This window comes from Allopusillimonas soli (assembly GCF_004153445.1).
GTDB classification, from domain to species: domain Bacteria; phylum Pseudomonadota; class Gammaproteobacteria; order Burkholderiales; family Burkholderiaceae_B; genus Allopusillimonas; species Allopusillimonas soli.
On record NZ_SDQC01000001.1, the window covers coordinates 1,150,587 to 1,176,551 of the forward strand.

Here is a 25,965-nt window from a genome sequence, read left to right on the forward strand (position 1 = left end):
CTTGTCAGACAGCGGCGGCTCCCCCCACGATTTCTGAAATTTCTTTGGTAATGGCTGCCTGGCGGGTCTTGTTGTAGACCAGTTCGAGGTCGCCGATGACTTTCTTGGCGTTATCGGATGCGGCCTTCATGGCCACCATGCGCGCCGATTGCTCCGATGCCATGTTTTCCGCCACTGCCTGGTAGACCAACCCTTCGACGTAACGCAACAGCAACTCGTCGATGACTGTCTTGGAATCCGGCTCGTAGATGTAGTCCCAGCCGTACTCAGACTTAATCTGATTGGCGTCGGCACCCTGATTGTCGGACTCCAGCTGAAAAGGATCAGCCAGGCCGGAAGGCAGGGGCAAAAGGCGAATGAAGCTGGGCTCTTGCCTCATTGTATTGACGAAGCGATTGGTTGCCAGGTATACCGCATCGACCTTGCCTTCAACAAAGTCGTCGAGCTGAACCTTTACGGCACCGATGAGGCGCTCGAGATTGGGTGTATCCCCCAACTGGACTTCCTGCGAAACCAGATTGGCACGGATACGCGTAAGCACGCCCAAGCCCTTGTTGCCCAATGCGGTGTATTGCGTCTTGGCGCCCTTGCCTTCGAACTCCTTCATGCGGGCAAGCACCAGTCGCATGATGTTGGTGTTCAAACCGCCGCACAAACCCTTGTCGGTGGACACCACGATAATACCCACCGCACGCAGCTCAGGGCGTTCAATCATGTAAGGGTGGGTATAGTCGGGGTTTGCCTGCATCAGGTGGGCGGCAATTTCGCGCACCTTGGTTGCATAGGGACGGCCGGCTCGCATCCGGTCCTGCGCCTTGCGCATCTTGGATGCCGCCACCATCTCCATGGCTTTGGTGATCTTGCTCGTGTTTTGCACGCTCTTGATCTTGGTTCGAATTTCCTTGATTCCGGCCATCGCTCTTTCCTGAAAGGGCGTTTATGGCATGGCAGGCTGACCTGCCATGCCTTGCATCGGGATGCTCAGGCGACTGCCCTTGCTTCCGTGCCTGTCACTCAAAAAGTACCGTGTTTCTTGAACTCTTGAATGGCGGCAATCAGTTCGCCCTCGTCTTCCTTGGACAGTTCCTTCTTGTCCTGGATACGCTGAACAAGTGCTTCTTGCTTGGTGCGCAGATGATCCCGCAGCGCTTTCTCGAACGGCAGGATCTGCTCGACTTCGAGATCGTCCAGGTAGCCGTTGTTCACCGCGAACAGCGAAACGGCCTGTTCCCAGACAGCGTTGGGTTGATACTGAGCCTGCTTGAGCAGCTCGACCACTCGCTTGCCTCGTTCGAGCTGACGGCGCGTGGCGTCATCCAGGTCGGAAGCAAACTGCGCAAACGCAGCCAGTTCACGATACTGGGCCAGGTCGGTACGAATACCGCCGGACAGCTTCTTGATGACCTTGGTCTGCGCGGAACCGCCCACACGCGATACCGAAATACCCGCGTTGATGGCGGGCCGGATACCTGCGTTGAACAAGTCGGTTTCCAGGAAGATTTGCCCGTCGGTAATGGAAATGACGTTGGTGGGCACGAAGGCGGACACGTCGCCGGCCTGGGTTTCAATGATGGGCAATGCAGTCAACGAGCCTGTTTGGCCCTTGACCTCACCCTTGGTAAACGTTTCGACGTAGTGCTCATTGACGCGGGCAGCCCGCTCCAGGAGGCGCGAGTGCAAATAGAACACGTCGCCGGGATAGGCTTCACGACCAGGCGGGCGGCGCAGAAGCAGCGATACTTGGCGATAAGCCCAGGCCTGCTTGGTAAGATCGTCATAGATGATGAGTGCGTCCTGACCACGATCGCGGAAATATTCGCCCATGGTGCAGCCGGAATAGGCGGCCAGATACTGCATTGCTGCCGATTCGGACGCCGCGGCGGCCACGACGATGGTGTATTCGAGGGCGCCGAATTCTTCGAGCTTGCGTACCACGTTGTTGATGGTGGAAGCCTTCTGCCCGATGGCCACGTACACGCAGGTGACATCCTGGCCTTTCTGGGCGATGATCGTGTCGACGGCCACGGCGGTCTTGCCGGTCTGGCGGTCGCCAATGATGAGCTCGCGCTGGCCCCGGCCAATGGGGACCATGGAGTCGATGGCCTTGATGCCGGTTTGCAGCGGCTGCGTAACAGATTGACGCGCGATAACGCCTGGCGCGACCTTTTCAATGATATCGGAGGCCTTGGCGTTGATGGGACCCTTGCCGTCGATGGGGTTGCCCAGCGCATCGACCACACGGCCACGCAGTTCCGGCCCAACGGGCACTTCGAGAATACGGCCGGTGGTCTTGACCGAATCGCCTTCGGAAACGCCGGTGTAGTCGCCCAGAATAACCGCGCCGACGGAGTCGCGCTCAAGGTTCAGTGCGAGGCCGAAAACGTTGTTGGGAAACTCGAGCATTTCGCCCTGCATCACGTCGGACAGACCGTGAATACGCGTAATACCGTCGGTCACGGAGACAACCGTGCCTTGTGTGCGAACGTCGGTGGAAGCGCCCAGCCCTTCAATGCGGCTTTTGAGCAGTTCGCTGATCTCTGACGGGTTAAGTTGCATGTTCAGACTCCTGGAATCCTGTTTAACTGGCCGCTTCAGGCAACCAGCGCATCGCGCATGCGAGTCAAGCGCGCCTGCACGGAAGTATCAAGTACTTGGTCGCCGACAGTCACGCGCACACCGCCGATCAGGGCGGGATCCGTGGTGACGGCCGGCTTGAGTTTGAGGCCAAACTTCTTTTCCAGCCCGGCGACGAGTTCCGCCACTTGCTGGTCAGACAGATCGAATGCGCTGGTGATCTGCGCCAGGGCAGTACCTTCGCGCTGGTTCTTGAGCGCCTCGAATTGCGTGGCAATTTCCGGCAGCAGCAGAATGCGGTTGTTCTCGACCAGCAGCGAGACGAAGTTGCGCGCCGTGTCCGACAGCGGCGACTTGACCAGCCCCGAAAACAGATCGATGCGTTGCGCCGCATTGAGCCGCGGGTCGGTGAGCGCCTCGCGCACGTCGTCCTGCCCGGCAATCTGGGCAAGCTCGGACACCAATGCCGACCAGGAATCCAGGCCGGCCTTATCGTCGAGCGCCGCAGCAAACAGCGCTTCGGCGTAAGGACGGGCGATTGTCGATAATTCAGCCATGGCTTGCCCTGAGTCTAGAGTTGTGCTTTGAGCTGGTCGAGCAGCTTGGCATGTACCTGCGCGTCGACTTCCTTCTGGAGGATCTGCTCTGCGCCCTTGACTGCAAGCGCTGCCACGTCGTTGCGCAGACTTTCGCGAATGCGCTGGACTTCCTGGGCAGCGTCCTGCTGCGCCTGGGCGACGATGCGCGCCTTTTCCGCCTCGCCTTCACGGCGGGCCTGCTCGATGATGGATGCGGCCTGCTTTTCGGCCTCGACCATGCGGGCATGGTTTTCGGTTTTCGCGGAAGCTTCGATGAGGCTGATGCGCGCCTGGGCCTGGGCCAGATCGGCCTTGCCCTTGTCGGCGGCGGCCAAGCCATCGGCTATCCTCTGGCGCCGGTCGTCCATTGCTTTCGTGAGCGGCGGCCAGATGAATTTCATCGTAAACCAGCCTAGCACGAAAAACACGATCATCTGAAAAAAGAGAGTCGCGTTTAAGTTCACGGTCGTTTCCCTTTGAACCACTGATGCCGGGCAGACTGACTACCCGACATTTGATTTACATGCCGCAGACTCACACATGAAAGCCGCCTGCAGCCACTTTGCCCGCTTGGGCGAGTCGAGTTGTCAGCCCGCGAAGGGGTTGGCGAACGCGAACAGCATGGCGATACCAACACCAATCAGGAACGCGGCGTCGATCAGGCCAGCCAGCAGGAACATCTTGGTCTGCAGGGCATTCATGAGTTCGGGCTGACGAGCCGAAGCTTCCAGGTATTTGCCCCCCATCAGGCCGATGCCTATGCAAGCACCGATAGCGCCCAGACCGATAATAAGACCGCAAGCAAGAGCAACGAAAGCAACGTTGGTCATGACAACTCCTTGGTTAATAACCGTGTAATCAAAAAGTCAAAGAAACTGCTTTTACAGGAAATCCTGTGCACGGCCGGCGGGCAAGCCCTCCGGTCCGAAACTCATTAATGGCTTTCGTGAGCCTGCCCGACGTACACCAGGGTCAGCATCATGAAAATAAAGGCCTGCAACAGCACGATCAGGATGTGGAAGATAGCCCACACGGATCCCGCCAGGATGTGGCCGATACCCAAGCTCAAGCTTGCACCATTAAAGCCCGTCCATGCTCCGCCAAGCAGGGCGATCAGCATGAAGATAAGTTCGCCGGCAAACATATTGCCGAACAACCGCATGCCCAGCGACACCGACTTGGCGGCGTACTCGACACAGTTGAGAAAGAAATTGGCCGGGGCAAGGACCACCGCCATGACGCCGTGGGCGTGGAAGGGCGCGGTGAACAGGCCTTTGACAAATCCGGCTGGATTATGAATTTTGATGCCGTAGTAGAACATGAGCAGCAGGACGCCAAACGCCATGCCTATGGGTACGTTCAGATCGGCAGTGGGAAGAATGCGATGGTAGTAGAGGATGTCGCCATGATGTGCGCCCAGGCCGGTAACACGGAACAACCACGGCAGGATGTCGACCGGAATAAGGTCGAGCGCATTCATGAGAATGATCCAAAGGAAAACCGTAAGCGCCAGCGGCGCTACAAAGCGTCGCGAAACCTCGTTGGGCACAATGCTTTTTGCTTCGTCGTCGACCATGTCGACCAGCCATTCGACTGCAGCCTGGAAGCGCGTGGGCACCCCGGTGGTCGCCCGCTTGGCGGCGCGCCATAGAAAGAAGACGACAATCACGCCCGTAAGGATGGACCAGAACAGAGAGTCGTAGTTGACGACGTCGAAGTTGGCAATGACCGACTGCTTGGCGCCAATGTTATTCAGGTGAACCAGGTGATGCTGAATGTATTCGGCTTGGGCCGATGTTTCGCTGGCAGCCATCTGAATTGAACCTTTTCCCGTTAACTAAGACTAAGAGCTAGATGCCCGATATACAAACCAAGGGGCTATGGCAGTTTGCGAAAAATCAGCAACAACACATAGCCCTTCAAAACACACAACAGACCCGCAACAACGGCAGGCCATACAATCCAGCCCGAACCTTGCCAGCCCACCAGCCCCAGCACCACCATCGTCGAGGCCAGCTTGAAGGCCTCGCCCATGAAAAAAGTGTAAGGGCTGGTTTTTACCGGCCCCCAGAGGCCTGCCAGCAGGCGCAGCGCAAACAGCGCATTGGGTACCAGGTATGCACACCCCCCGATCAGAGCTGAAGCAGCCCCGGCCCACCCGGCCAGAAGTCCACAGACCAGCACAGCGATGCCCAGCATGACCGCCTGAGCGACCAGCGCCCTGACGAGCCCCTTGCTTGCACGATGATATGTTGCCCTGCGTACCGGCCCGCGGTTGATCTTCCGCCTTGGCGTCGCCTCGACAAAATCCCGCGCTGCGGTGCCGGCCTCCCCTGTTTTGCCAGGTTTTGCACCGCCGTGAACATCGTTGGTATCCATTGACGGCAATTGCTAAAACCTTCTTTCCAAACCGCGAGGTGTCAAACTCGTAGAGTGTAGCTTTATTTTCACCCTTAAGCAAATTGTCAGATGCGGGAAATGCATGCCCGCCCTGGCACGGCCAGCACCAGCCGAACATCACTTAGTTGGGCATGTCGTTCGGCTGCAACAGTTTCCTGCTCGTGTCAGCGATGCTTGAACTCAGGCTTGCGCTTGTCCATGAACGCCGCCATCCCTTCCTTCTGGTCTTCGGTGGAAAAAAGCGCGTGAAAATTGCGGCGCTCGTACATCATGCCATCGGAAAGGCTTCCTTCGTAGGACTGATTGATGCACTCCTTGGCCATGATGACCGACGGCAGCGACATGGATGCAATCGTGGCCGCTGCATCCAGCGCTTCCTCCATGAGGCGGCTGGCGGGTACCACGCGAGACACCAGCCCCGCCCGTTCGGCTTCTTCGGCATCCATCATGCGTGCGGTGAGTACCAGATCCATGGCCTTGGCCTTGCTAACGGCACGCGGAAGCCGTTGCGTGCCGCCAAAGCCTGGAATGACACCGAGTTTTATCTCCGGCTGGCCGAAGCGCGCATTGTCGGCCGCAATGATGATGTCGCAGGCCATGGCCAGCTCGCACCCGCCGCCCAGCGCATATCCGGACACCGCAGCAATCACGGGCTTGCGTATCCGCTTCAATGACTCCCAGTTGCCGCCCAGATAGTCCTTCTTGTAGACATCCATGAAGGTCCAGCCCTGCATGGCGCCGATATCCGCGCCCGCGGCAAAGGCTTTCTCGCTGCCGGTCAGCACCATGGCGCCGATGTTCTCATCCGCATCGAAGCCGCGCATGGCCTGCGCCAGCTCGTCAATGACCTCATTGCTGAGCGCGTTGAGCGCCTTGGGCCGGTTCAGCGTCAGAAGCCCGACGCGGCCACGAACTTCCGTTTTAACCAATGGCTCACTCATGCCTGTCTCTCCGTCAAAGTTAATATATAAGAATGAAAAAGCACGCCATACTTTATACCGTAACGCCCGCCGATCCCGCCGGGCATCGCTTTCATGTCCGGCTGTCCATCCAGGCTCCCGCACCCGCTGGACAAGTTCTGGCCCTGCCCGCGTGGATTCCAGGCAGCTATCTCATCCGGGATTTTTCCCGGCAAGTTGAAAGCATACAGGCCCGCAGCCAGAACCGGCGCGTGGCCATCCGCAAGATATCCGATCACGCCTGGCGGTGTGCGCCCTGCAACGGACCGCTGACCATTGAATACATTGTCTATGCCTGGGACCTATCCGTGCGGGGCGCGCATCTGGACGAAACCCATGCTTTTTTCAATGGCACCAGTATCTATCTGAGCGTGGCAGGCCAGGAGAACCAGCCATGCCATGTGATGATGTGCCCACCGCCCCATGCCCGCAACTGGCGGGTCCATACCAGCCTGCCCGAGGCCCATGGAGAGGCAGAATGCGCACGCCGCCACGGCTTCGGTCTGTACCGAGCGCCTGACTACGATGCGCTTATCGATCATCCCGTGGAAATGGGCACGCCCCAATTCGCAAGATTCCGCGCGCATGGCGCCGAGCACGAGATAGTGTTTACAGGCGTGGTGCCCAGCCTGGATCTGAAACGCATCGCAGCGGATGTACGCCACATATGCGCCGCGCAAATCGCCCTGTTCGAGCCGGAAACGCGGGCGGCGCCCTTTCTGGACAGCAGCGACCGCTATGTGTTCATGACGATGGTAACCGACACAGGCTATGGGGGCTTGGAGCACCGCGCCAGCACCGCCCTGATGGCGGCTCGGCGCGACCTGCCTGTGATGGGCCGGGAGGAGGCCGGCGACGGCTATCAGAATTTTCTCGGGCTGGTGAGCCATGAATATTTCCACACATGGAATGTCAAGCGCATCAAGCCCGCCGCCTTTGTTCCGTATGACCTCGGGCGGCCCAATCATACTTCCCTGTTGTGGGTGTTCGAGGGCTTTACCTCCTACTACGACGACCTGATGCTGCTGCGGTCCGGAACGATCGACGAATCCGATTATCTGCGCACAGTGGCCAAAGTCATCAGCGCTGTGCGCCGAGGCGCGGGAAGGCTGAAACAGAGCGTCGCGGAGAGCTCATTCGACGCATGGACCCGATACTACAAGCAAGATGAAAACTCTCCCAATGCCTTGGTCAGCTATTACACCAAGGGATCATTGGTTGCGATGGGATTGGATATCACCATCCGGCACGCCACCGGTGGCAAGCGTTCCCTCGATGATGTCATGCGGCTGCTGTGGCAGCGATATGGGCGGGATTTCTATCGCGGCGCCGCCACTGGCGTTCCCGAAAGAGCCGTACCGCGGCTTATCAAGGAAGCCACCGGCGTCGATGTCAGCGACTTCATTTCCCGCCACGTACTTGGGCGCGAAGATGTGCCGCTGGAAAAACTGCTGCCGCTGCAAGGCATCTCTTTCATCTGGAAGGCGGCGACAGCCCTGCCATCTTTGGATGCCCGCGTGAAGGAAGATCGCGGCCAGACTGTGCTTGCCAGTGTCTCCGAGGGCGGCGCGGCGCATCGCGCCGGCTTGTCAGCCGGAGACATCCTGGTGGCGCTGGATGGACTGCGCGTGAGCGATCCTGCCTCGCTGGATCGCCTGCTCGGCGCAAGGCTGCCTGGCGACCGTGTGATTGCGCATGTGTTCAGGCGAGATGAGCTGCGCCAGTATGAGGTGGAACTCGCCGCGCCGGCCAATACAGACTGCGTGCTCAGGCGGACGCAGTAGCCCGCTCCGCCTCGGCCTGTATGGCCTTGGCGGCCGTAACACCATCGGCCAGGGCTGTCACAACGCAGGGGTGCATGCGTTGGGCAACTTCCCCGATTGCATACACCCCCGGACAGCTGGCTTGCGCCGTGGCGGCATCGGTGGCAACAAAGCCGCGCGGGGTACGCCGCAGGGACAATGATTCCGCAAAGGCAATGCAGGGCTCCCAGCCGTAGAAGACCAGCAGCAGATCGTAGCGGCTGCCGTTGACCGTCAGGGACGCCGCGTCGATATTGTGGCGACCGACATAGATTGCCTCCGCCGGAAACCGCCGAATAAATTGTTGCTGGGCGCGGACGGAGCGTGCAAACACCTCAACCGACCGGGCTCCGCGCTCACGCACATACAGGGCGTTTTCAAAGGCGTTATCGCCGCCGCCCAGAACCGCCACGCGCTTGCCCTGGAAATCCTGCGCCACGACGTGCGCGCCCGGACCGGTAAGTACCCCCGGCCATTGTCCCGCATCTTGCATGTTCTGACTGGAGGGCAGCATCCGCGCGCGTACACCCGTGGCCAGCACCAGGCGATGCGCCAGCACGGACTCGCTCGCTCCCCGCATCAACACCTTGAATTGCCCATTGAGTTGCCGTACGGCAGCAACCGGCCGAGAGAAGAGCGCGGGAACGCCGGCCTGTTCCAGGCTGCAGGCAAGGTTGTCGGCAACCTGCGGGCCGGTCTGGCCAGGCAACGATGCATTCCAGTCGTCGCGAAACGGGTGGCTGCGGCATAGCCCGCCGACCTCTTCCGCCGCTTCGATCAGGATCGGCGCCAAGCCAAGCCGGGCCAACCATATGGCGCATGACACGCCGGCCGGGCCCGCGCCGACTATGGCCGCGTCGTAGGTTTTATTGCCTTCAGACATACGCACCAAGAAAATCCAAACTACAATTCCAGATATTCTACAAGGCTACCCCATGTCCACACGTCGCGTATTTTTTTCGCAGCTGGCGCTGGATGCGCGCATCGGCATCCTGGAACACGAGCTTCGCGCCACCCAGCCGCTGCATATCGATGCGGAGTTCGATGTCGATGTCACCGAACCCGTGAACGACCAGAACATCCAGACTGTCCTTGATTATCGCCAGCTCCGGCACGCCATGGTCGACGAATGCACGCGCGCGCATGTGAATCTGCTTGAAACGCTATGTGAACGTGTCGTCGCCCGCATTCTGGCCGAGTTTCCGGCAGTGAGGCAAGTGAAGATACGCATCAGCAAGCCCTCCGCGTTCTCGGACTGTGCGGCAGTCGGCATCGAGGTGCAACGCAATGCAAGCTGAACAGAAACAGCGCTACAGCCAGAACAAGCTCGAGAAGCGCCTGCTGCGCGAAACAGGGCGCGCCATCGCCGACTTCAACATGATCGAGAACGGCGACAAGGTCATGGTGTGCCTGTCGGGTGGCAAAGACTCCTACAGCCTGCTCGACCTGCTGATGACACTCAAGGCAAGGGCGCCCATCGACTTTGATATCGTCGCTGTCAATCTCGACCAGAAGCAGCCGGGCTTTCCGGAACACGTCCTGCCCGACTACCTCCAGAAACTGGGCGTGCCTTATCACATCGAGAACCAGGACACCTATTCGGTGGTCACGCGGGTCATCCCAGAAGGCAAGACCATGTGCTCCCTGTGCTCCAGGCTGCGCAGGGGAATCCTGTACCGGGTGGCCGGCGAACTTGGTGCCACCAAGATTGCCCTTGGGCATCATCGCGACGATATCCTGGGCACGTTTTTTCTTAACCTGTTTTATGGCGGGCGCATGAAAGCCATGCCGCCGAAACTGATGTCGGACGACGGCAAGCATATCGTCATCCGCCCCCTGGCCTATGTGCCCGAGAAAGACCTCATCGCCTATGCGCAGCACAAGCAGTTTCCCATCATTCCCTGCAACCTGTGCGGATCCCAGGAGAATCTGAAGCGCAAGGAAGTAAGCCGGATGATACAGGAGTGGGACCGCCATTTCCCCGGCAGGTCGTGGAATGTATTCGGCGCGCTCTCCCGGGTGGTAACGACACACCTGATGGACCGCGATCTGTTTGATTTTGCGGGTATTCGCCCTAACGGCAAAGCATTTTCAGAAGGCGACAAGGCCTTTGACGTCGACGACTTCGACAATATGGCTGCGGACCCGCCGTCGATGAAGGGCGATGAGGGCGACGACGAAAGGCCTGCCCCGGACGGCTGGGAGGCGCCAGTGCCATTCTCCCCCAAAGTCGTGGCCCGACCGCAGTAAATCACAACACGGTCCGTTACAGCATCCGACTGACAGACATACAGCCAGATGTTACCCTTTTGGCATTACCCAAAGAAAGCACGTGCGCATAACGTGCTTTTCTTGTTTTGAATCATCGTCAAAGGGAGACAGCCGGGTGAAAAGCAATACGGCCTTCGGAACTTTGAGCACACGCCTGGCATGGCATGTCGCGCCATTCATACTTGCGTTGACGGCCTGCCTGCTGGCGGCCTCGGCTGTTCATGCACAGTCGCAGGATAGCCCGCAGGCAAGCACTGACCGCTCCACATCAGCGCAACAGGCGGCTTCACCCGCTGCGGACTCCCAGCAGGCAGAATCCGCCAGCACACAACAAGCCCCCGCATCCCCGGACACACAGTCCCGAGCGGAACAAGGCGCCGCGTCCACGCCCGCACCCAAAGACGCTGCAGCGGACAAGCCAGAGCCCGCGGCAACCGCCTCGTATGCCGCGCTGGCTGAGCTTCTGGCCAATGACAAGACACGCGACAAGCTCATCGAACTGTTGCGCGCGATGGAGCCCGAGACAGCCGAGCAACAGGAGAAACAGCCGCTGGAAAACCGGCTCGATGACAACGCCATGGCCATGTCCAAGCGGCTCGCGCAACAGCTGGAAGGGTTCACCACAAGCGTCGCAAGAGATTTCTCCCAGACCATCGATGTGATCAGTGCTTTCGCCAGCGGACGTGCGGTGCCAGGAAGCGCCGTCAAACAGGCAGGCCCGGCCCTGAAGATGCTTTTGGCTACGCTGATCGTCGTGCTACTGGCATATGCCATCCTGCGAGCGATAGCCAAGACGGGTTTCGCGCGATTGAATATCTGGATCAAGAAGGACAGCGCCAGGCCGGCTAATGTGCCGCAGGACCCTGCCGCGGAAGACAGGGCGGGCCCAGGCGTGCTGCGTCTCAGGAACATCACGCTTAGCCGCAAGCTGCTGGGCGTAATCGCCGCGCTGGCCATCGATATAGCGGCCACGATGCTGGCGGCGCTGGCGGGCTACATCTTCGCGCTTACCTTGTCCGAGGAAATCGGTTCAGCGGTGTTTGCACTACAGTTTCTCAACGCATTTGTCATCATCGAGGTAGTCAAAGCGGTATCGCGCGGCGTCTTTGCCACGCGCTATGACAATCTGCGCCTGCTTCCTCTGTCACCAGAGGCGGCCAACTACTGGAATCACTGGCTCACACGTCTGATAGGGCTGGTTGGCTACGCGTTGATGGTTGTGGTGCCGGTAGTCAGCGTCATGTTTTTACCGTCGGTGGCCCAGATTGTTGGACTGCTCATCATGCTAGGCGTCTACGTCTACGCGGTTCGCGTGGTCTGGAAAAATCGCAAGCCAGTGCGCGCCGGCCTGCTGCGCCATGCCGACAGAACCACGGTTCCGTTGTTCGGCACGCTGACGCGCGTGTTTGGTCGCCTGTGGCATCTGCTTGCCATCGCCTACTTCACCGTGTTGCTGGTAGTGAGCCAGACTGATCAGCAGGAAGCGCTGGAATTCATGGCGGAGGCCACCATACAAAGCGCGCTGGCCATTGTCATCGGACTGCTGCTGGCCGCGGCGCTGACCCGCTCGCTTTCCGCCCACATTACCCTGCCCGCACGCTGGACCAAGGCATTTCCGTCTCTGGAGATGCGGATCAATTCCTACACGCCCGCCACACTGAAAACACTGCGCCTGCTCATCCTCATCGTTGTGACCCTGGTCGTTCTCGATGCCTGGAAAGCGTTCGACCTGACCGGCTGGCTTTCATCGGCAAACGGCCGCGCCGCCGTCACGCTGGTGTTCCGTGTGCTGATCGTGCTGGCTTTTTCCGCCTTGACCTGGACTGTGCTGGCAAGCGTCATCGAGAACCGTCTGGGCAGCAGTGGCCCCAAGCGCGCGACGGAGCGCGAAAAAACACTGCTGATGCTGTTCAGAAACGCTGCGGCCATTGTCATCGTGACCATGACCATACTCATTCTGCTGTCGCAGATCGGCATCGACATAGGGCCACTGATCGCCGGCGCGGGTATTGCGGGCCTGGCCATAGGCTTTGGCGCGCAGAAACTGGTGCAAGACGTTATTACCGGCGTATTCATCCAGCTTGAAAATGGCATGAACCAGAACGATATCGTGGAGGTGGCTGGCCTCTTCGGCACGGTGGAAAAAATAACCATACGCTCGGTGGTCGTCCGGACGCTGGATGGCGGCTATCACCTGATTCCATTCTCGGTCATCGACAAAGTGTCGAACCATACACGCGATTATGGCTACCATTACGGCGAGTACAACATTGCCCATCGCGAAAGCGTCGACGAAGCCATCAAGCAGTTGCGCCTGGCCTTTGACGACCTGAAGCAAGACCCCGATCTGGCGCCGGAGGTGCTGGCGGATATCGATATTCCAGGCGTAACGGCCTTGAACGAACGCGGGTTTACGGTACGCGTGCTGATCAAGACCACGCCAGGCAACCAATGGGCCATACAGCGTGGTTTCAATCGGCTGGTCAAGGCACGATTCGACGCCGCCGGCATCGAGCTGCCCTATCCGCAGACCGTGGTGCATTTTGGACGCGACAAGACAGGTTATGCCGCGCCCATCGATGTGCGCGGCGTGGATGCAGTGCGCGAAGTGTACGGCTCGGCACCGCCTCCGGGCCAGACCATGCGGCCACAGGCAACGCCGCAGAACCTGGGGACGAAGTCGGAGCAAGGGCCGGAAGCGACCTCGCAGCTGCCACCAGACGATGGATCGTCCACGGACGCCGGCGCCAAGCCCGCCTGACACGTGGTGTTCCTGGCGAGATACCGCCCCCCTGTCGGGGCGGCGGCATCCTACCTACAGGTCAGGCCGAGCCTGTATTCGCGGAAGATGCGTCCATGCCCTCCCAATGCGGGCCGGGAACATGGATATCGAAGAGCTCCAGGACGCGGGCGACCGTGTGATCGACCATTTCATCCAGCGACTTGGGATGATGATAAAAGGCGGGCAATGGCGGAAAAATAACGCCACCCATTTCAGTGACAGCTGTCATGTTGCGTAAATGCGCCAGATTGAGCGGCGTTTCACGCACCATCATGACCAGCCGGCGGCGCTCCTTGAGCGTGACGTCAGCAGCGCGCGTGATGAGATTGTCGGAGAAACCGTGAGCCACCGCAGCCAAGGTGCGCATCGAACACGGCGCGATCACCATGCCTGCCGTGGAAAAACCGCCGCTGGACAAGGCTGCACCGATGTCCCGAAAGCTGTAGACCTTGTCGGCAAGGGCGTGAACCTGCTGCCTGTCCATGCCCAGCTCGTACTTGATGTTCAGCACGCCTGGCGGCGACACCACCAGATGCGACTCGACGCCGGCCACGGCACGCAGAGCCTGCAGCATGCGCACCGCATAAACTGCGCCTGTTGCTCCCGTTATGCCGACGACAAGCCTTAGAGGCTGGCTCACGCAAGCGCCCCAGCCTCTTTCAGCACGGTTGCAAGCTCGCCGTTTTCATACATTTCGGCAATGATGTCGGAACCGCCGACGAACTCGCCGGCAACATACAGCTGGGGAATGGTGGGCCAGTTGGAATAGTCTTTGATGCCCTGGCGCACTTCGTCGTCGTCCAGCACATTGACCGTAACCAGTTTGGTGACGCCACTGGCCTTGAGCACCTGGATGGCGCGGCCGGAAAAACCGCATTGTGGAAACTGGGCCGTACCCTTCATGAACAGCACCACCGGATGCTCGGTGACTGTTTCACGGATGAATTCTTTAACGTCGCTCATGATCTACTCGTATCTGTGGTTCGAGGTGTGCTTCCCTACCCATGCATGGGCTTGGCTGGGAAGGCGTAAAACTCAATTATATAGACCGCCGCTGACCCGCTGCACGCCCGCCAGATCGCGGATCGTGACCAGATCGGCAAAGCCAGCCAAGACCAGCATATCACGCACGGCCTGCGCCTGATCCCAACCATGCTCCAGGTATAACCGCCCACCCGGGCGCAGCCAGACTGCGGCGCCGCCAATTATGGCCCGCAGATCGCCCAGCCCGTCTCCGCCATCCGTCAATGCCTGAAGGGGCTCGAAGCGGACATCCCCTTGTCGCAGATGCTTGTCGTGCGCCGCGATATATGGCGGGTTGGAAACAATCAGATCGAAATCCGCGCTCTGCGGCACCGAGCCATGCGTACTTCGGTGCGTGCTTCGAGCCGGCAAGGCGTCGTACCAGGCGCCTTGCAGCAACTGGACCTGCGCACCCAGACGCGCCGCATTGTGCCGCGCAACAGACAGGGCGGCTTCGCTGAGATCTGTCGCCACGACGCTGGCGCGCGGGCAGGCCAGCGCAATGGAAATGGCAATGGCGCCTGACCCCGTGCCAAGATCCAGCACACGCGCATCCCTGCCTGTTCGGGATGCGCGTTCTTGCACGAAATGTATCGCGGCCTCCACCAGCATTTCGGTATCCGGCCTGGGAATCAGCACATCGGGCGTGACCAGGAAATCATGGCTCATGAACTCACGCGAACCCAGGATATAGGCCATGGGCTCGCCACGCACCCTGCGCTGCTCCAGGGCGTGGTAGCGCGCTATGCATTCACCTTGCAGCGGATCGGTATCATGGGAGATCAGCCACGCACGCGGCACCTGCAGCACATGCTGCCATAGCATCTGGGCTTCCAGCCGAGGCAGTGCCGACGCGCGCATGAGCGCGCGCAGGGTATCTCCCTTTGCAGACATTACGGTCAGTCCTGCCCCAGCGCTGCCAGCTGCTCGGCCTGATGCTCGGCAATCAGCGCGCCGGTCAGTTCGTCCAGGTCGCCATCCATGATGTTGTTCAGCTTGTAGAGTGTGAGGTTGATGCGGTGGTCGGTAACACGCCCTTGCGGATAGTTGTAGGTGCGTATGCGTTCGGAGCGATCGCCTGTGCCAACCAGGCTCTTGCGCTGCGCAGCCTCTTTGTCGTGCGCCTCCTGCTGCTGCTTGTCCTTCAGGCGCGCCGCCAGCACCTGCATGGCCTTGTCCTTGTTGCGGTGCTGCGAACGGTCGTCCTGGCACTCCACCACCAGACCTGTCGGCAAGTGGGTAATGCGCACGGCCGAGTCTGTTTTGTTGATGTGCTGTCCACCCGCACCGCTTGCGCGAAAGGTATCGATGCGCAGGTCATTGCTATTGATGACAATATCGCTCTGTGCATCCGCCTCAGGCAGAATAGCCACCGTGCACGCGGAGGTATGGATGCGGCCCTGCGTCTCGGTTTCAGGCACACGCTGTACACGGTGCGCCCCCGACTCGAACTTCAACCTGCCGTAGACACCCTCTCCTCCGATCCGGGCGATCACCTCTCTGTAGCCGCCGATCTCGGATTCATTGGCAGACATGATTTCCACCCGCCAGCCATTGCGTTCAGCGTAGCGGGTGTACATCCGCAGCAGATCGCCGGAGAAAAGCGCGCTTTCATCGCCGCCCGTACCCGCCCGGATTTCCAGAAACACATCCCGGGTGTCATCCGGATCACGTGGCAACAGCAGCACCTGCAGCTCCGACTCCAGCGTTTCGATGCGCGCTTTGCCCAATTGCAGCTCCTCTTCGGCCATGTCGCGCATATCGGGATCGACCATCATTTCCTGAGCCGCCTGCATATCGCCTTCGGTTGTCCGATAGGCGTTGAAGGCATTAACCACAGGCTCCAGCTCGGCGCGTTCGCGCGAAATCTTGCGGAATCGATCCATATCGCCCGCTATCTCGGGCTCAGCCAGCAGAGCATCCACTTCGATCAGACGATGAGCCAGTTGTTCGAGGCGACTGCGCATGGACGACTTCATTGATGCTTCTCCGGGTTCTTCCCGCCTTCGGCCTGGGCGGCGCTACCCGCAAGGGGAAATTAGGGGCCAGGCCTTGACGAAGGGGGATGCTGAAAGATTCAAGAATGCGGACTGACGACAGTCCGCCGGGGCGGAAACAGGACCAGCGCAGCTAACGCCGGCGATCCACCCTGGGCAGCAGACGCGGCAGAAGAGCCAGCAGTTGCTGGCGCTCTGTGCTTTCGCTGCGATTGAGCGCGGCAAGGGGGCCGTGCATATACTTCTGGGTCAGGCCGTGGGCCAATTGCTCGAGCACTGCATCGGGCGATTCGCCACGCGCCAACGCGCGACGGGCACGCTCAAGTTCATTTTCGCGCACCTGCTCGGCGGCTTGCTGGATATCGATGATGGCGGGCACGACCTCGCGGTTCTGCAGCCAGTGCATGAAATTCTGCACCCGCGTTTCGATGATGGCCTCGGCCTGGACCACAGCCGCCCGACGTGCGTCGGTGCCGGTCTGCACCATACGCCCCAGGTCGTCAACCGAATACAGATAAACGTCGGCCAGGCGCCCGACCTCGGTTTCAATATCGCGCGGAACAGCCAGATCGACCATGACCATGGGCTTGTGGCGGCGCGCCCGCGTTACACGTTCGACCATGCCCAGGCCCAATATGGGCAAGGTACTGGCCGTACAGGACACGATAATATCGAAATCGGCCAGCTTGTCGGGTATGTCCGACAGCTTCATGCTCTGGGCAGAAAACCGTGTTGCAAGAATGTCGGCGCGCTCCAGCGTACGGTTTGCAACCACCATGCTGCGCGGCTGCACCGCGGCAAAATGCGTAGCGCACAGCTCTATCATTTCGCCGGCACCGATAAACAGGATATTGGCCTGGGACAAATCACCCAGCACGCGCTCAGCCAACCGCACTGCGGCAGCGGCCATGGAGACCGACTGAGTGCCGATGGCAGTCTGCGAACGAACTTCCTTGGCGACGGAAAAAGTGCGCTGAAACAGTTGATGCAGCAAGGTGCCCAAGGCGCCGGCCTGCTCCGCCGCTCGGACGGCATCTTTCATCTGCCCGAGAATCTGGGGCTCACCCAACACCATGGAATCAAGCCCGCTGGCCACACGGAATGCATGGCGCACGGCTTCGTTCTGTTGATACTGATACAGATGCGGCTGCAGGCTGCCGGTTTCCACGCTGTTGAAATCGGCAAGCCACGCCGGTAGGTGCGCCTGCACCTGGGGCTCGGCCGCACAGTAGATTTCAGTGCGGTTACAGGTGGAGAGAATAGCCGCTTCCTTGACCGATGTGCCAAAAGTGGCTCGCAAGGCATCCAGCGCCGGCTTGAGCAAATCGCCCGGGAACGACACCCGCTCGCGCACGGCAACGGGCGCGGACGTATGATTCAGGCCGAATGTAAGAACGTCGACGGACATGGATATTGTTACAAAGCGGTGCTACAGGCACACGGGAACACGCATGATTATAAACCCCCCTGACCCGTTGCTGAAATTCGGCCTCCTTATTCGGGCAAGCATCGCAATTTTCGTGTATCATTTCGCCTTTCGTTGGCCTGGTAGCTCAGTCGGTAGAGCAGAGGATTGAAAATCCTTGTGTCGGTGGTTCGATTCCGCCCCAGGCCACCATCTTGCTGTTCCAGCACGCTTCAAAACATCCCAAAACGCAGAAATATCAATATCTTAGGCGACAGTCATCGCCCAGGACGTCTCACTGCGCGTCGCTATATCCCGCATTTGTCTGTACCCCAGTTTGTACCCCACAATGGTTTCGTGAAAAACAGCCTTTGGGGGTACAAGTCTTGGGCTTACTAAGCGAAACACAGATCAAAGCGGCCAAGCCTGGCCAGAAGGAATACCTACTGAATGACGGGGACAATCTGTACCTGCGTGTGCGAACCACGGGTAAGGCCTGGATTTACCGTTACATGAAGGATAGCAAGCCCATCAAACTTGGGATGGGGCCATACCCGGAAGTTTCCCTCGCGCAGGCACGAGCCAAGGCATACGAAGCCAACAGTCAACGAGCCAATGGCCTGGACCCGAAAGAAGTCCGTGAGCACCAGGAAGAGCTGGCGCGAATCGCTCGTCTGCATACCTTCGAGTTACTAGCCCGCGCCTGGCACACCAGTGCCAAGAAAGACCGGGAATGGTCGGAGGACTACGCCCAGAAAGTCATCCGACATTTGGAAATCCACATCTTCCCATGGGTAGGACACAAACCAATTGAGGTGATTCTGCCCACAGAAATTGTCCGGTGCCTGCATCGTCCGAAGGATCGCGGCAATCTGGAAACTGCCCAGCGTGTGCGCGAGGCCGTTCAGCACGTCTACCAATACGCTGTAGACGTGGGAGCGCTGGAGCCGAGCAAGAATTTCGTCAACAAGAACACCGGCGGCCTGCCACCGCCACGCAGTCGGCATTTCGCAGCGATTACCGAACCTGCCCAACTTGGGCAACTGCTCCGCGATATTCGCAGCTATCACGGCCATTTCATCACGCGATGTGCATTGAGGCTTGCGCCCATGATGTTTCAGCGGCCGGGCCAGATCCGGCTCGCTGACTGGGAGGACATCAACTTTGAAGTTGAACTATGGCGCTGCCCGCCCGAGAAAATGAAGATGCGTGAGTGGCAAAAACGGGATAGCCGTACGCCGGCACACATCGTACCGCTACCTCGCCAGGCCTTAGAAGTTCTGCGGGAACTATATCCATTGACTGGCCCCACCGGCCCCGTGTTCCGTAGCATGTCACGACGTTCGGAGAAAAGCCGCTACATCAGCGATAACACGATTAACGCGGCGCTGCGCACCATGGGCTATGACACGAAGGAAGAAATCACCGGTCACGGCTTTCGCGCCACAGCACGGACGATGATCCGCGAACATCTGGGCTGGGAGCCCGACGTCATCGAACGCCATCTGGCCCACACTTCAGACGAAGAGCTCGGCAGCAGTTATGACCGCGCAGCCTTCATTGCCCAGCGCAAAACGATGGTGCAGCAATGGGCCGACTTTCTGGATGAACTGGAAGTTGGGCAGATGCCTATGCCCGAGGACAACATACTGCAATTCATCCGTCATCGGCCACGGCCTGCGCTACGGGTCGGGACATGACGAAACTTAGGGCATTGCTATCTGGTGGCAATGCTCAAGTGACGACTGACTGTATCTCCCAAGGAACCTACCCATGAATGAGTCCCTTTCTGAAGTCATCCGCATCCGAGTGACTCCCTCCCATGCCGCTCGTCTGGGCGAGGCGGCAGCTCTCTCAGGGCTGTCCCTCTCGGATTACATGAGGCGCCGACTGTCCGCCGATGACATGCTGCAGGAAGAATTGACGCTGTTGCGTCAGATCGTGGCAGACCTGGGTCATCTGCGCGATACCCGTCTGGCCGCCATCGAAACCGCCCATCTGCTGCGCGCCATGGCCAAGCCTGAACACATTGCCACCGCGCAACAAACACTGCAGCATCAACGCTGATTCTTACTGGACGTAGTCAGAATATCCCTGAAATGGTATATTAACGTGAAGCCTGCCCCTATAAAACCGCTTTTTTGGCTTGGTAGCAGCAAGAAAGATCTGCTGGCGTTACCTGTGCCAGTACGGAAATTCCTTGGCCATGTTCTTGATACCGCCCAACGAGGTGAACAGCACGAAGCAGTAAAGGTGCTGAGTGGCTTCGGCAGCGCAGGTGTACTGGAGATCATCGAAGACGACTCCGGCAGCACATACCGAACCGTCTACACCGTGCGGTTCTCTGAGGCCGTCTTTGTGCTGCATGTCTTTCAAAAGAAGAGCAAGCGCGGTATTGAAACGCCCAAGCCAGATATGGACATCATTCGCCAGCGCCTAAAAGCCGCCGCCATCGTTGCTCAGGAGTTGAAAAAATGACTAAACGCATTGTTGCAGGAGTTGAAATCGAGGCCAGCTCGGGCAATGTATTCGCAGACCTCGGCCTACCCGATGCCGAGAAGCTACAGATCAAATCGGGGCTGACTACCGAAATCGCCAAAGCCATTCGGGAGCGTGGACTTACCCAAGTCGAAGCGGCACAGCGCATGGGTCTGACACAACCCAAAGTATCGAGTCTGCTGCGCGGTGAGTTCTCAAATCTATCCGAGCGCAAGCTGATGGACTGCCTGAACCGCCTGGGCTATGACATAGAAATTCGCCTGCGTAAAACACCGGAGACAGTCGGCCATCTGATGCTGACTCATGCCTAAGACTATAGCCGTACAGGCTGCGGGCTATGGCCAAGCCTGAACAGATCGGCCTCGCTTAACAGAATCTCCAGCGTCAACGCTGATTCGTCCTCGGCCTGTTCCAAGGCCACCTGCCGTACCCCTTCCCCGGAGACACCTTCATGCAATCCCTTCCCGCCCTGCGGGCTGGGGCGCTGGCGCTCGCCTGCGTCCTGGCTCCTGTCGCTCATGCCGCCGGCACGGCTGACCTACTCACTGGCATCCCACGTCTAGCCTGCGAAGCAACGCTTTGCCTGTCATCCAGCCTGCGACCTGGCCAGTGCAGTCCATCCCTGGACCACTACTTCGGCATCAGGAAGTACAACAAACACGGCCTGGACTGGTCAGCAACCGTCTCAGCGAGACGTTCCTTTCTATCGCAGTGCCCAGCGTCCGGCGACTCAGGCATGTCAGAGCGCATTGATGCCATATCACGCGGTGCTGGCAAATGCGACGCGGAATTCTTGAACCAAACCTATGCCGATACGGCGTACAAATGGCGCAAGCGTGAATACGGCGGTGACAGCGGGCAAACCGTCTACGAAGTCCATCCGCTACCTACAGTCACACTCGACCAGCTACCCACCTATTGTGTCGTTTACAACGATCACGCCTGGACGTATGAGCTGTCTGTACGCTACGTCGGCAGGCCAACCATGGGCGGGCACTGGGTCAAAGCCGAAGAATTCGAGGCCGCGCAAGCCAAATGGGATGCCGACCATAGCGGGTTATGGGCGCAAGGCTGGAACTTTTCCCTGACAGACCCCAGGCACCGGCGTGGACACTGAAGGAGCCAGCCATGATCGCAGAACTTGCAGCCTTGGCCCTCACCTGCGCACCCAACATCCACCCAGTCACCCTGCATGCACTGATTCGTCATGAATCCCGAGTCCGGCAGTACGCCATCGGCGTCAACCGCAAGGGCCAGCATCTAAAGCAGCAACCCAAAACATTAGCCGAAGCGACCGCAGCCGCTGATCGCCTCATTGACCAGGGCATCGACTTCGACGCTGGGCTGGGGCAGATCAATGTTCGCAACTGGGCGTGGTTGAATCTGGACAGCAAGACCGTCTTTGATCCCTGCCGCAACTTGGCGGCTGCCCAGACGGTACTGGCAGAGTGCTATGCCAGAGCGTTACCCCGACAGACGGACCCGCAACATGCCTTACGCGCCGCACTGTCCTGCTACAACACCGGCAATTTCAAGCGCGGTTTCACCAATGGCTATGTCGGCAAAGTGCTGGCCCAAGCCAAGATCAAGGTTCCGGCCCTGGCACCGTTGAAAAACGAAACGACAGGGCCTGCGACAAAGGCCACGCCGGCAGAGCCAGCGCAGAAACCCGATCAAGGACCACCGGCTCAACCAGAAGGCGCACCGGACGGTTTCAGCGCCAACCCGGCAACCGACGGTTTTTCACAAACGCGTGACGGCAAACCAGAGACCAACTCGGACACCGACGCCTGACGCACCCCTGGCCGACCTAGCCACACTCATTCCTATTCTTACCCACCACCACTGCGCCCCTTGGCTTCCAGGGGCAGGAGTCTTTACATGTCTCTACTGAAACGCATCAAGAACGCTATGTCCTTCCTACCGATCATCAGTAAACCGACTACAGCCGCACTACTGCTCGGTATCCATCAGGCTGCATTTGCACAATCCATCGGCGGGCTTTCCCGAGCACAAACGACATTACAGACTCTCAGAGACAATCTGGACGTCATCCTGCCCATTGCAGCCATCATCATCGGCGTCATCATTTTTGTACTGTATTCGGCAGAGGTCATGCGCAAAGACGATGCCATCCGTTGGGGCATTGGCGTGCTGCTGGCCGGATCAGTGGCCGAGCTGGTTGTGTTGCTTTGGAAGTAAGCCATGGCAGCCAACACCTATCCGGTCTTTAGGGGACTGGGCCGCAAGGCCACCTTCATGGGCGTTCCCACCAAGCTATTACTGGGCGCCTTTACCTGCGTAGCCATAGTCGCGATGACGGCAGGCCTAGCCTGGTGGGGCTTGCTCTTCATCGTCATACCCGCGCTTGCTATTCTCACCCGCGATGACGATAAAGCCCTGGACGTGCTGTGGCTTGAACTGAAAACGCGGCGGCGCAATCGCAATCAACGCTTCTGGCAGGGCTCCAGTTACGCCCTGCAAGGCTATCACCGGCGTCGGCCCTGGCGCGCACTCATCAAGTAAAGGATGTTTCCATGACTGCTGCTACCACCCTGGCCGTGGACGAACGGCGCGTCTCGCGCTATCTGCCCTATTCCCACCATGTCACCGACCAGATCATTGCCTGCGACAACCATGAATACCTGGCGGTCATAAAGATAACGGGCCGTGCGCCGGATGCCTATGCACAAGATGAGCTGAAAGATTGGATCGAAGCGCTGCATAACGTGCTACGCGGCTTACCCATGGGATCGCTTGGCCTGTACTCCCACATCGTGCGCCGTCGCGTCACGGAATACCCCGACAGCGCTTTCAACCAGCCCTTTGCTTCCAGTTTCGATGCCGCCTACCGTGCCACGTTCGACGCCTCGGGCCTGATGATCAACGATCTATACCTGACAGTGCTCATTCATCCGGTACAGGATCCGATACTGGGCACATTCGCCAGCCTGGAAAAAGCCGACGCGCAACGCATTGCGCACTGGCAAGCCGAATCCATCGAACGCCTGAACGGCATCATACGTGCCTTGAGCGCTGGCCTGTACCGCTACGATCCACAAACCCTGGGCATCGTAGATCGCAAGGGCTTTGCTTTTAGCGAAGCCGCCGAGTTCCTGGGATTTCTGCTTTCCGGTACGCACCGGCCCGTACCAATCAACCGAGAACGCTTGCGTGACACCCTGCCCTACGCCAGACCGATCTTTGGCCGCCATGGAGAATTGGGCGAACTGCGTACCGTCGCCAGCTCCCGCATCTTCGGCATGATGGAGCTACGCGACTACCCGGAAGCCACAAAACCGGGACACCTGGATCGGCTGCTGGGACTGCCGCACGAATTCGTGCTCACTCAATCGTGGGGCAGCCATACCGGAGCGGCAGCCAAAAAGCTGGTCAAGAAACATCACAAGCTGCTGGTCGATTCGGGCGATGATTCGATCAGCCAGGTCACCCAACTGACTGAGGCCATGGACGATCTGACATCAGCTCGCCTGGGCCTGGGCGATCATCACGCCACGATGCTGATTTATGGTGACACGGCTGAAGGGGTGCGCCAGGCCTTGGCCCAGACCGCCACGGCGCTGGCCGAAGAGGCAATCGGCTTCCGGCCACTGGACCGGGCGCTAGAAGCCGGGTTTTGGGCGCAACTGCCCGGTAATTGGCACTGGCGGCCACGCCCGGTGCCCATCACATCGCTCAACTTCCTGTGTTTTTCCAGCCTGCATAACCAACTGACCGGCAAACCGGTCGGCAACCCCTGGGGGCCAGCGGTCACGCTGCTCAAAACCCAGACAGGTAGCCCGTTCTTCTTCAACTTCCATGCCTCTACTGAGGACTTGGACGAAACCGGAAAGCGTCGTCCGGGCAACACCATGATCATTGGGATGACCGGCACGGGTAAGACTGTATTGCAGGGAATGCTGCTTACCCAGGCGCAGAAATTTGGTGCAACGTGTGTTGTCTGGGACAAGGATCAGGGCATGCAGGTGCTCATCATGGCGCTGGGGGGCCGCTACTTCAACATCCGCCTGGGTGAGGCAACTGGCTGGAATCCGTTTCAGATGGAGCCCACCAAAGGCAACGTCGCCTTCATGGTGCGCCTGGTCGTATTTCTGGCCGAGCGCCGGGGCGAAGCAGTCACCACACGGCAGCAGGCAGATATTACCCAGGCCGTGCAGCAGCTAACCACGCTGATCGATCGAGAGGCTCGCACGCTATCGACTTTAAATACCTTGCTGCCCAATCCTTACAGTGAGGATGACACCACGAGCACCATCCATGCTCGCCTGGCCCCTTGGTGCCAGGGCGGTGAATATGGCTGGGTGTTCGATAACCCTGCCGATGAACTGAGTCTAGCCACCGACACAGGCCAACCCGCCATCTTCGGATTTGATCTGACCGAACTACTCGATGATGACGCAGTACGAGGCGCAGCCACGATGTATCTGAAGCACCGCGTTGATGCCCTGCACGATGGCCGGCGCATCATCAATCTGTACGACGAGTGCCAGCACCCGTTGAAGGACAGGCATTTTCAGGAAGACATGCAAGATGCCAGCCGCACCATCCGCAAGAAAAACGGCGTGCTGGCCTTCGCTACCCAGGAGCCGGGCGCCATCACGGAAAACCCAGTCGGCCCCTCTCTGGTTCAGCAGACAGCCACCTTAATTCTGCTGCCTAACCCCAGAGCCAAGGCCCGCGACTACATCGAGGGCTTCGGCCTGTCACCCACTGAGTTCGAGTTATTGAAGTCTTTGGGCGAGGCCAGCCGTAAATTTCTCGTCAAGCAAGGTTCAAGTGTCACGGTCGCGCAACTGGACTTGTCCGGCTGCGAAGACGAACTATTGGTGTTCTCTGGCAGCCCCGACATGGCTGAGATAGCCGAACAGGCCGTGGCCCAGGCCGGGCATGATCCGGCCGCCTGGCTACCTGTGTACCTGGACACCGTCAAACAAAGCCGCCAGATAACCGCCATTTCATAAGAAGGTAGCCTATGAAACCAGACACTCATGATCGGGAAAAGCAGCTAGCAGCGCTTGAACACAACCAGCGCCAAGCACAGGCCCGCGACGATTTGCAAGCAACGAAAGATCAGGACTTCTATGCCCGCCTGGGACTTTCCGGCCCGGAAGCCGAAGAGGCCCCAGGTGATGCTTTTGTCGTTTCCATCCACTGCGAACGCTGGACGCTTTCAGATCTGGAAGCGGGTGGAGGCAGTACCCACGATATCGAACTCGACCGCGTCACCTTCAATGCCGATGACTTGGTGCGCCATAGCAGGGATTACGGAATTTCCGAACCATCGAGCACCGATCCCAGCATGACCCCGAACATCTGGTTCCGTTCCACGTATCCGCGCGAAGATCGTGCTTACTTTGAGCAAGGTGTAGAAAAATATTACAGCCTACACATCCACGAAGTGAACGGCCACCCACCTGGCTCCGCCGAGTATCAACGGGTGGCTGACTTGGTCGGCGTCCGCTTTGATCAAGCCATACTAAGGCAGGAGCAGGAGCTCGAACAAGACGGGCCAGACCTATGCTCATGAATCCATTCAGCCTCCAACATATCCCTGCTCCGAATGACGACATGGGCGTACTTTGTCGGTACATCCTGAAACATAAACAAGCGCCCGACTGGCTTACAAAGGCTGGGCACGTCTGCAGCGTGACCGA

At 59.1% G+C, this 25,965-nt stretch carries 29 protein-coding genes and 1 tRNA gene; 15 read left to right on the forward strand and 15 right to left on the reverse strand.

What is annotated here, in order from left to right:
- Window positions 1–4: 4 nt before the first annotated feature.
- From atpG to ERD78_RS05410, 8 genes are all read right to left on the reverse strand, one after another.
- Window positions 5–916, reverse strand: coding sequence for a F0F1 ATP synthase subunit gamma (gene atpG / locus ERD78_RS05375; protein WP_129968190.1), 912 nt, complete (start codon window positions 914–916; stop codon window positions 5–7).
- A 98-nt stretch (window positions 917–1,014) separates the two neighbouring features.
- The gene (atpA, locus tag ERD78_RS05380) at window positions 1,015–2,556 is read right to left on the reverse strand and encodes a F0F1 ATP synthase subunit alpha (RefSeq protein WP_129968191.1); all 1,542 of its coding nucleotides are present in this window, start codon (window positions 2,554–2,556) and stop codon (window positions 1,015–1,017) included.
- Window positions 2,557–2,591: 35 nt separating this feature from the next.
- Complete coding sequence (locus tag ERD78_RS05385) at window positions 2,592–3,131, reverse strand: F0F1 ATP synthase subunit delta (protein WP_129968192.1); 540 nt, start codon at window positions 3,129–3,131, stop codon at window positions 2,592–2,594.
- A gap of 14 nt (window positions 3,132–3,145) precedes the next feature.
- Entirely contained in the window at window positions 3,146–3,616 is a 471-nt protein-coding gene (locus ERD78_RS05390) for a F0F1 ATP synthase subunit B (protein ID WP_129968193.1), read from the reverse strand.
- Between the two features lie 123 nt (window positions 3,617–3,739).
- Window positions 3,740–3,982: a F0F1 ATP synthase subunit C gene (gene atpE, locus ERD78_RS05395; RefSeq protein ID WP_129968194.1), complete on the reverse strand. Its 243-nt coding sequence runs from the start codon at window positions 3,980–3,982 to the stop codon at window positions 3,740–3,742.
- A 104-nt stretch (window positions 3,983–4,086) separates the two neighbouring features.
- Window positions 4,087–4,965, reverse strand: a complete 879-nt coding sequence (gene atpB / locus ERD78_RS05400; RefSeq protein ID WP_129968195.1) for a F0F1 ATP synthase subunit A — start codon at window positions 4,963–4,965, stop codon at window positions 4,087–4,089.
- Window positions 4,966–5,030: 65 nt separating this feature from the next.
- The gene (locus ERD78_RS05405; RefSeq protein ID WP_129968196.1) at window positions 5,031–5,531 is read right to left on the reverse strand and encodes an ATP synthase subunit I; all 501 of its coding nucleotides are present in this window, start codon (window positions 5,529–5,531) and stop codon (window positions 5,031–5,033) included.
- Window positions 5,532–5,716: 185 nt separating this feature from the next.
- On the reverse strand, window positions 5,717–6,493 hold the full coding sequence (locus ERD78_RS05410; protein ID WP_129968197.1) for an enoyl-CoA hydratase: 777 nt from the start codon (window positions 6,491–6,493) through the stop codon (window positions 5,717–5,719).
- Between the two features lie 26 nt (window positions 6,494–6,519).
- Here ERD78_RS05410 and ERD78_RS05415 point away from each other — a divergent pair, with 26 nt between their 5' ends.
- Entirely contained in the window at window positions 6,520–8,295 is a 1,776-nt protein-coding gene (locus ERD78_RS05415; protein ID WP_371734562.1) for a M61 family metallopeptidase, read from the forward strand.
- Here ERD78_RS05415 and ERD78_RS05420 read toward each other — a convergent pair.
- Entirely contained in the window at window positions 8,279–9,196 is a 918-nt protein-coding gene (locus ERD78_RS05420; protein WP_129968199.1) for an NAD(P)/FAD-dependent oxidoreductase, read from the reverse strand. The two genes, ERD78_RS05415 and ERD78_RS05420, sit on opposite strands and share 17 nt — an antisense overlap.
- Window positions 9,197–9,248: 52 nt before the next feature.
- Between ERD78_RS05420 and folB the strand changes: the two genes are divergently transcribed.
- The 3 genes from folB to ERD78_RS05435 all read left to right on the forward strand — a co-directional run bounded on the left by folB (window position 9,249) and on the right by ERD78_RS05435 (window position 13,345).
- On the forward strand, window positions 9,249–9,611 hold the full coding sequence (gene folB / locus ERD78_RS05425; protein WP_129968200.1) for a dihydroneopterin aldolase: 363 nt from the start codon (window positions 9,249–9,251) through the stop codon (window positions 9,609–9,611).
- Complete coding sequence (gene ttcA / locus ERD78_RS05430; protein WP_129968201.1) at window positions 9,601–10,563, forward strand: tRNA 2-thiocytidine(32) synthetase TtcA; 963 nt, start codon at window positions 9,601–9,603, stop codon at window positions 10,561–10,563. The genes folB and ttcA overlap by 11 nt, the downstream gene beginning before the upstream one ends.
- 136 nt (window positions 10,564–10,699) lie before the next feature.
- Window positions 10,700–13,345 carry a mechanosensitive ion channel domain-containing protein gene (locus ERD78_RS05435; protein WP_245152336.1) on the forward strand — a complete coding sequence of 882 codons (2,646 nt, stop codon included), beginning with the start codon at window positions 10,700–10,702 and terminating at the stop codon, window positions 13,343–13,345.
- 61 nt (window positions 13,346–13,406) lie between these two features.
- Here ERD78_RS05435 and ERD78_RS05440 read toward each other — a convergent pair whose 3' ends face one another.
- The 5 genes from ERD78_RS05440 to hemA all read right to left on the reverse strand — a co-directional run bounded on the left by ERD78_RS05440 (window position 13,407) and on the right by hemA (window position 17,794).
- Window positions 13,407–14,006, reverse strand: coding sequence for a UbiX family flavin prenyltransferase (locus tag ERD78_RS05440; RefSeq protein WP_129968202.1), 600 nt, complete (start codon window positions 14,004–14,006; stop codon window positions 13,407–13,409).
- Window positions 14,003–14,329, reverse strand: a complete 327-nt coding sequence (grxD, locus tag ERD78_RS05445; RefSeq protein WP_129968203.1) for a Grx4 family monothiol glutaredoxin — start codon at window positions 14,327–14,329, stop codon at window positions 14,003–14,005. The genes ERD78_RS05440 and grxD overlap by 4 nt, the downstream gene beginning before the upstream one ends.
- A 72-nt stretch (window positions 14,330–14,401) precedes the next feature.
- Window positions 14,402–15,283 carry a peptide chain release factor N(5)-glutamine methyltransferase gene (gene prmC / locus ERD78_RS05450; protein WP_129968204.1) on the reverse strand — a complete coding sequence of 294 codons (882 nt, stop codon included), beginning with the start codon at window positions 15,281–15,283 and terminating at the stop codon, window positions 14,402–14,404.
- Between the two features lie 5 nt (window positions 15,284–15,288).
- Window positions 15,289–16,368 carry a peptide chain release factor 1 gene (gene prfA / locus ERD78_RS05455; RefSeq protein ID WP_129968205.1) on the reverse strand — a complete coding sequence of 360 codons (1,080 nt, stop codon included), beginning with the start codon at window positions 16,366–16,368 and terminating at the stop codon, window positions 15,289–15,291.
- Between the two features lie 151 nt (window positions 16,369–16,519).
- The gene (gene hemA, locus ERD78_RS05460) at window positions 16,520–17,794 is read right to left on the reverse strand and encodes a glutamyl-tRNA reductase (protein ID WP_129968206.1); all 1,275 of its coding nucleotides are present in this window, start codon (window positions 17,792–17,794) and stop codon (window positions 16,520–16,522) included.
- Between the two features lie 134 nt (window positions 17,795–17,928).
- Between hemA and ERD78_RS05465 the strand changes: the two genes are divergently transcribed.
- The 5 genes from ERD78_RS05465 to ERD78_RS05485 all read left to right on the forward strand — a co-directional run bounded on the left by ERD78_RS05465 (window position 17,929) and on the right by ERD78_RS05485 (window position 20,601).
- A tRNA-Phe gene (locus ERD78_RS05465) sits at window positions 17,929–18,004 on the forward strand.
- Between the two features lie 173 nt (window positions 18,005–18,177).
- Window positions 18,178–19,491, forward strand: coding sequence for a tyrosine-type recombinase/integrase (locus ERD78_RS05470; protein ID WP_167670768.1), 1,314 nt, complete (start codon window positions 18,178–18,180; stop codon window positions 19,489–19,491).
- A gap of 73 nt (window positions 19,492–19,564) precedes the next feature.
- Complete coding sequence (locus tag ERD78_RS05475) at window positions 19,565–19,858, forward strand: plasmid mobilization protein (protein ID WP_129968208.1); 294 nt, start codon at window positions 19,565–19,567, stop codon at window positions 19,856–19,858.
- 45 nt (window positions 19,859–19,903) lie between these two features.
- Window positions 19,904–20,269: a type II toxin-antitoxin system RelE/ParE family toxin gene (locus ERD78_RS05480; RefSeq protein ID WP_180029188.1), complete on the forward strand. Its 366-nt coding sequence runs from the start codon at window positions 19,904–19,906 to the stop codon at window positions 20,267–20,269.
- The gene (locus ERD78_RS05485; protein ID WP_129968209.1) at window positions 20,266–20,601 is read left to right on the forward strand and encodes a helix-turn-helix domain-containing protein; all 336 of its coding nucleotides are present in this window, start codon (window positions 20,266–20,268) and stop codon (window positions 20,599–20,601) included. Before ERD78_RS05480 ends, ERD78_RS05485 begins: the two co-directional genes overlap by 4 nt.
- 2 nt (window positions 20,602–20,603) lie before the next feature.
- On the opposite strand, the gene ERD78_RS19720 is transcribed toward ERD78_RS05485, so the two are convergent.
- The gene (locus ERD78_RS19720) at window positions 20,604–20,810 is read right to left on the reverse strand and encodes a hypothetical protein (RefSeq protein ID WP_167668795.1); all 207 of its coding nucleotides are present in this window, start codon (window positions 20,808–20,810) and stop codon (window positions 20,604–20,606) included.
- On the opposite strand from ERD78_RS19720, the gene ERD78_RS05490 reads away from it, so the two are divergent.
- From ERD78_RS05490 to ERD78_RS05515, 6 genes are all read left to right on the forward strand, one after another.
- Window positions 20,742–21,407 carry a TrbM/KikA/MpfK family conjugal transfer protein gene (locus tag ERD78_RS05490; RefSeq protein WP_129968210.1) on the forward strand — a complete coding sequence of 222 codons (666 nt, stop codon included), beginning with the start codon at window positions 20,742–20,744 and terminating at the stop codon, window positions 21,405–21,407. The two genes, ERD78_RS19720 and ERD78_RS05490, sit on opposite strands and share 69 nt — an antisense overlap.
- An 11-nt stretch (window positions 21,408–21,418) precedes the next feature.
- Window positions 21,419–22,084: a lytic transglycosylase domain-containing protein gene (locus ERD78_RS05495; RefSeq protein ID WP_129968211.1), complete on the forward strand. Its 666-nt coding sequence runs from the start codon at window positions 21,419–21,421 to the stop codon at window positions 22,082–22,084.
- Window positions 22,085–22,171: 87 nt separating this feature from the next.
- The gene (locus ERD78_RS05500; RefSeq protein ID WP_129968212.1) at window positions 22,172–22,492 is read left to right on the forward strand and encodes a TrbC/VirB2 family protein; all 321 of its coding nucleotides are present in this window, start codon (window positions 22,172–22,174) and stop codon (window positions 22,490–22,492) included.
- A 3-nt stretch (window positions 22,493–22,495) separates the two neighbouring features.
- Window positions 22,496–22,816, forward strand: a complete 321-nt coding sequence (locus ERD78_RS05505; protein WP_129968213.1) for a VirB3 family type IV secretion system protein — start codon at window positions 22,496–22,498, stop codon at window positions 22,814–22,816.
- Window positions 22,817–22,827: 11 nt separating this feature from the next.
- Window positions 22,828–25,272, forward strand: a complete 2,445-nt coding sequence (locus tag ERD78_RS05510) for a VirB4 family type IV secretion/conjugal transfer ATPase (RefSeq protein WP_129968214.1) — start codon at window positions 22,828–22,830, stop codon at window positions 25,270–25,272.
- Window positions 25,273–25,283: 11 nt separating this feature from the next.
- Window positions 25,284–25,838: a hypothetical protein gene (locus tag ERD78_RS05515; protein WP_129968215.1), complete on the forward strand. Its 555-nt coding sequence runs from the start codon at window positions 25,284–25,286 to the stop codon at window positions 25,836–25,838.
- Window positions 25,839–25,965: the final 127 nt, after the last annotated feature.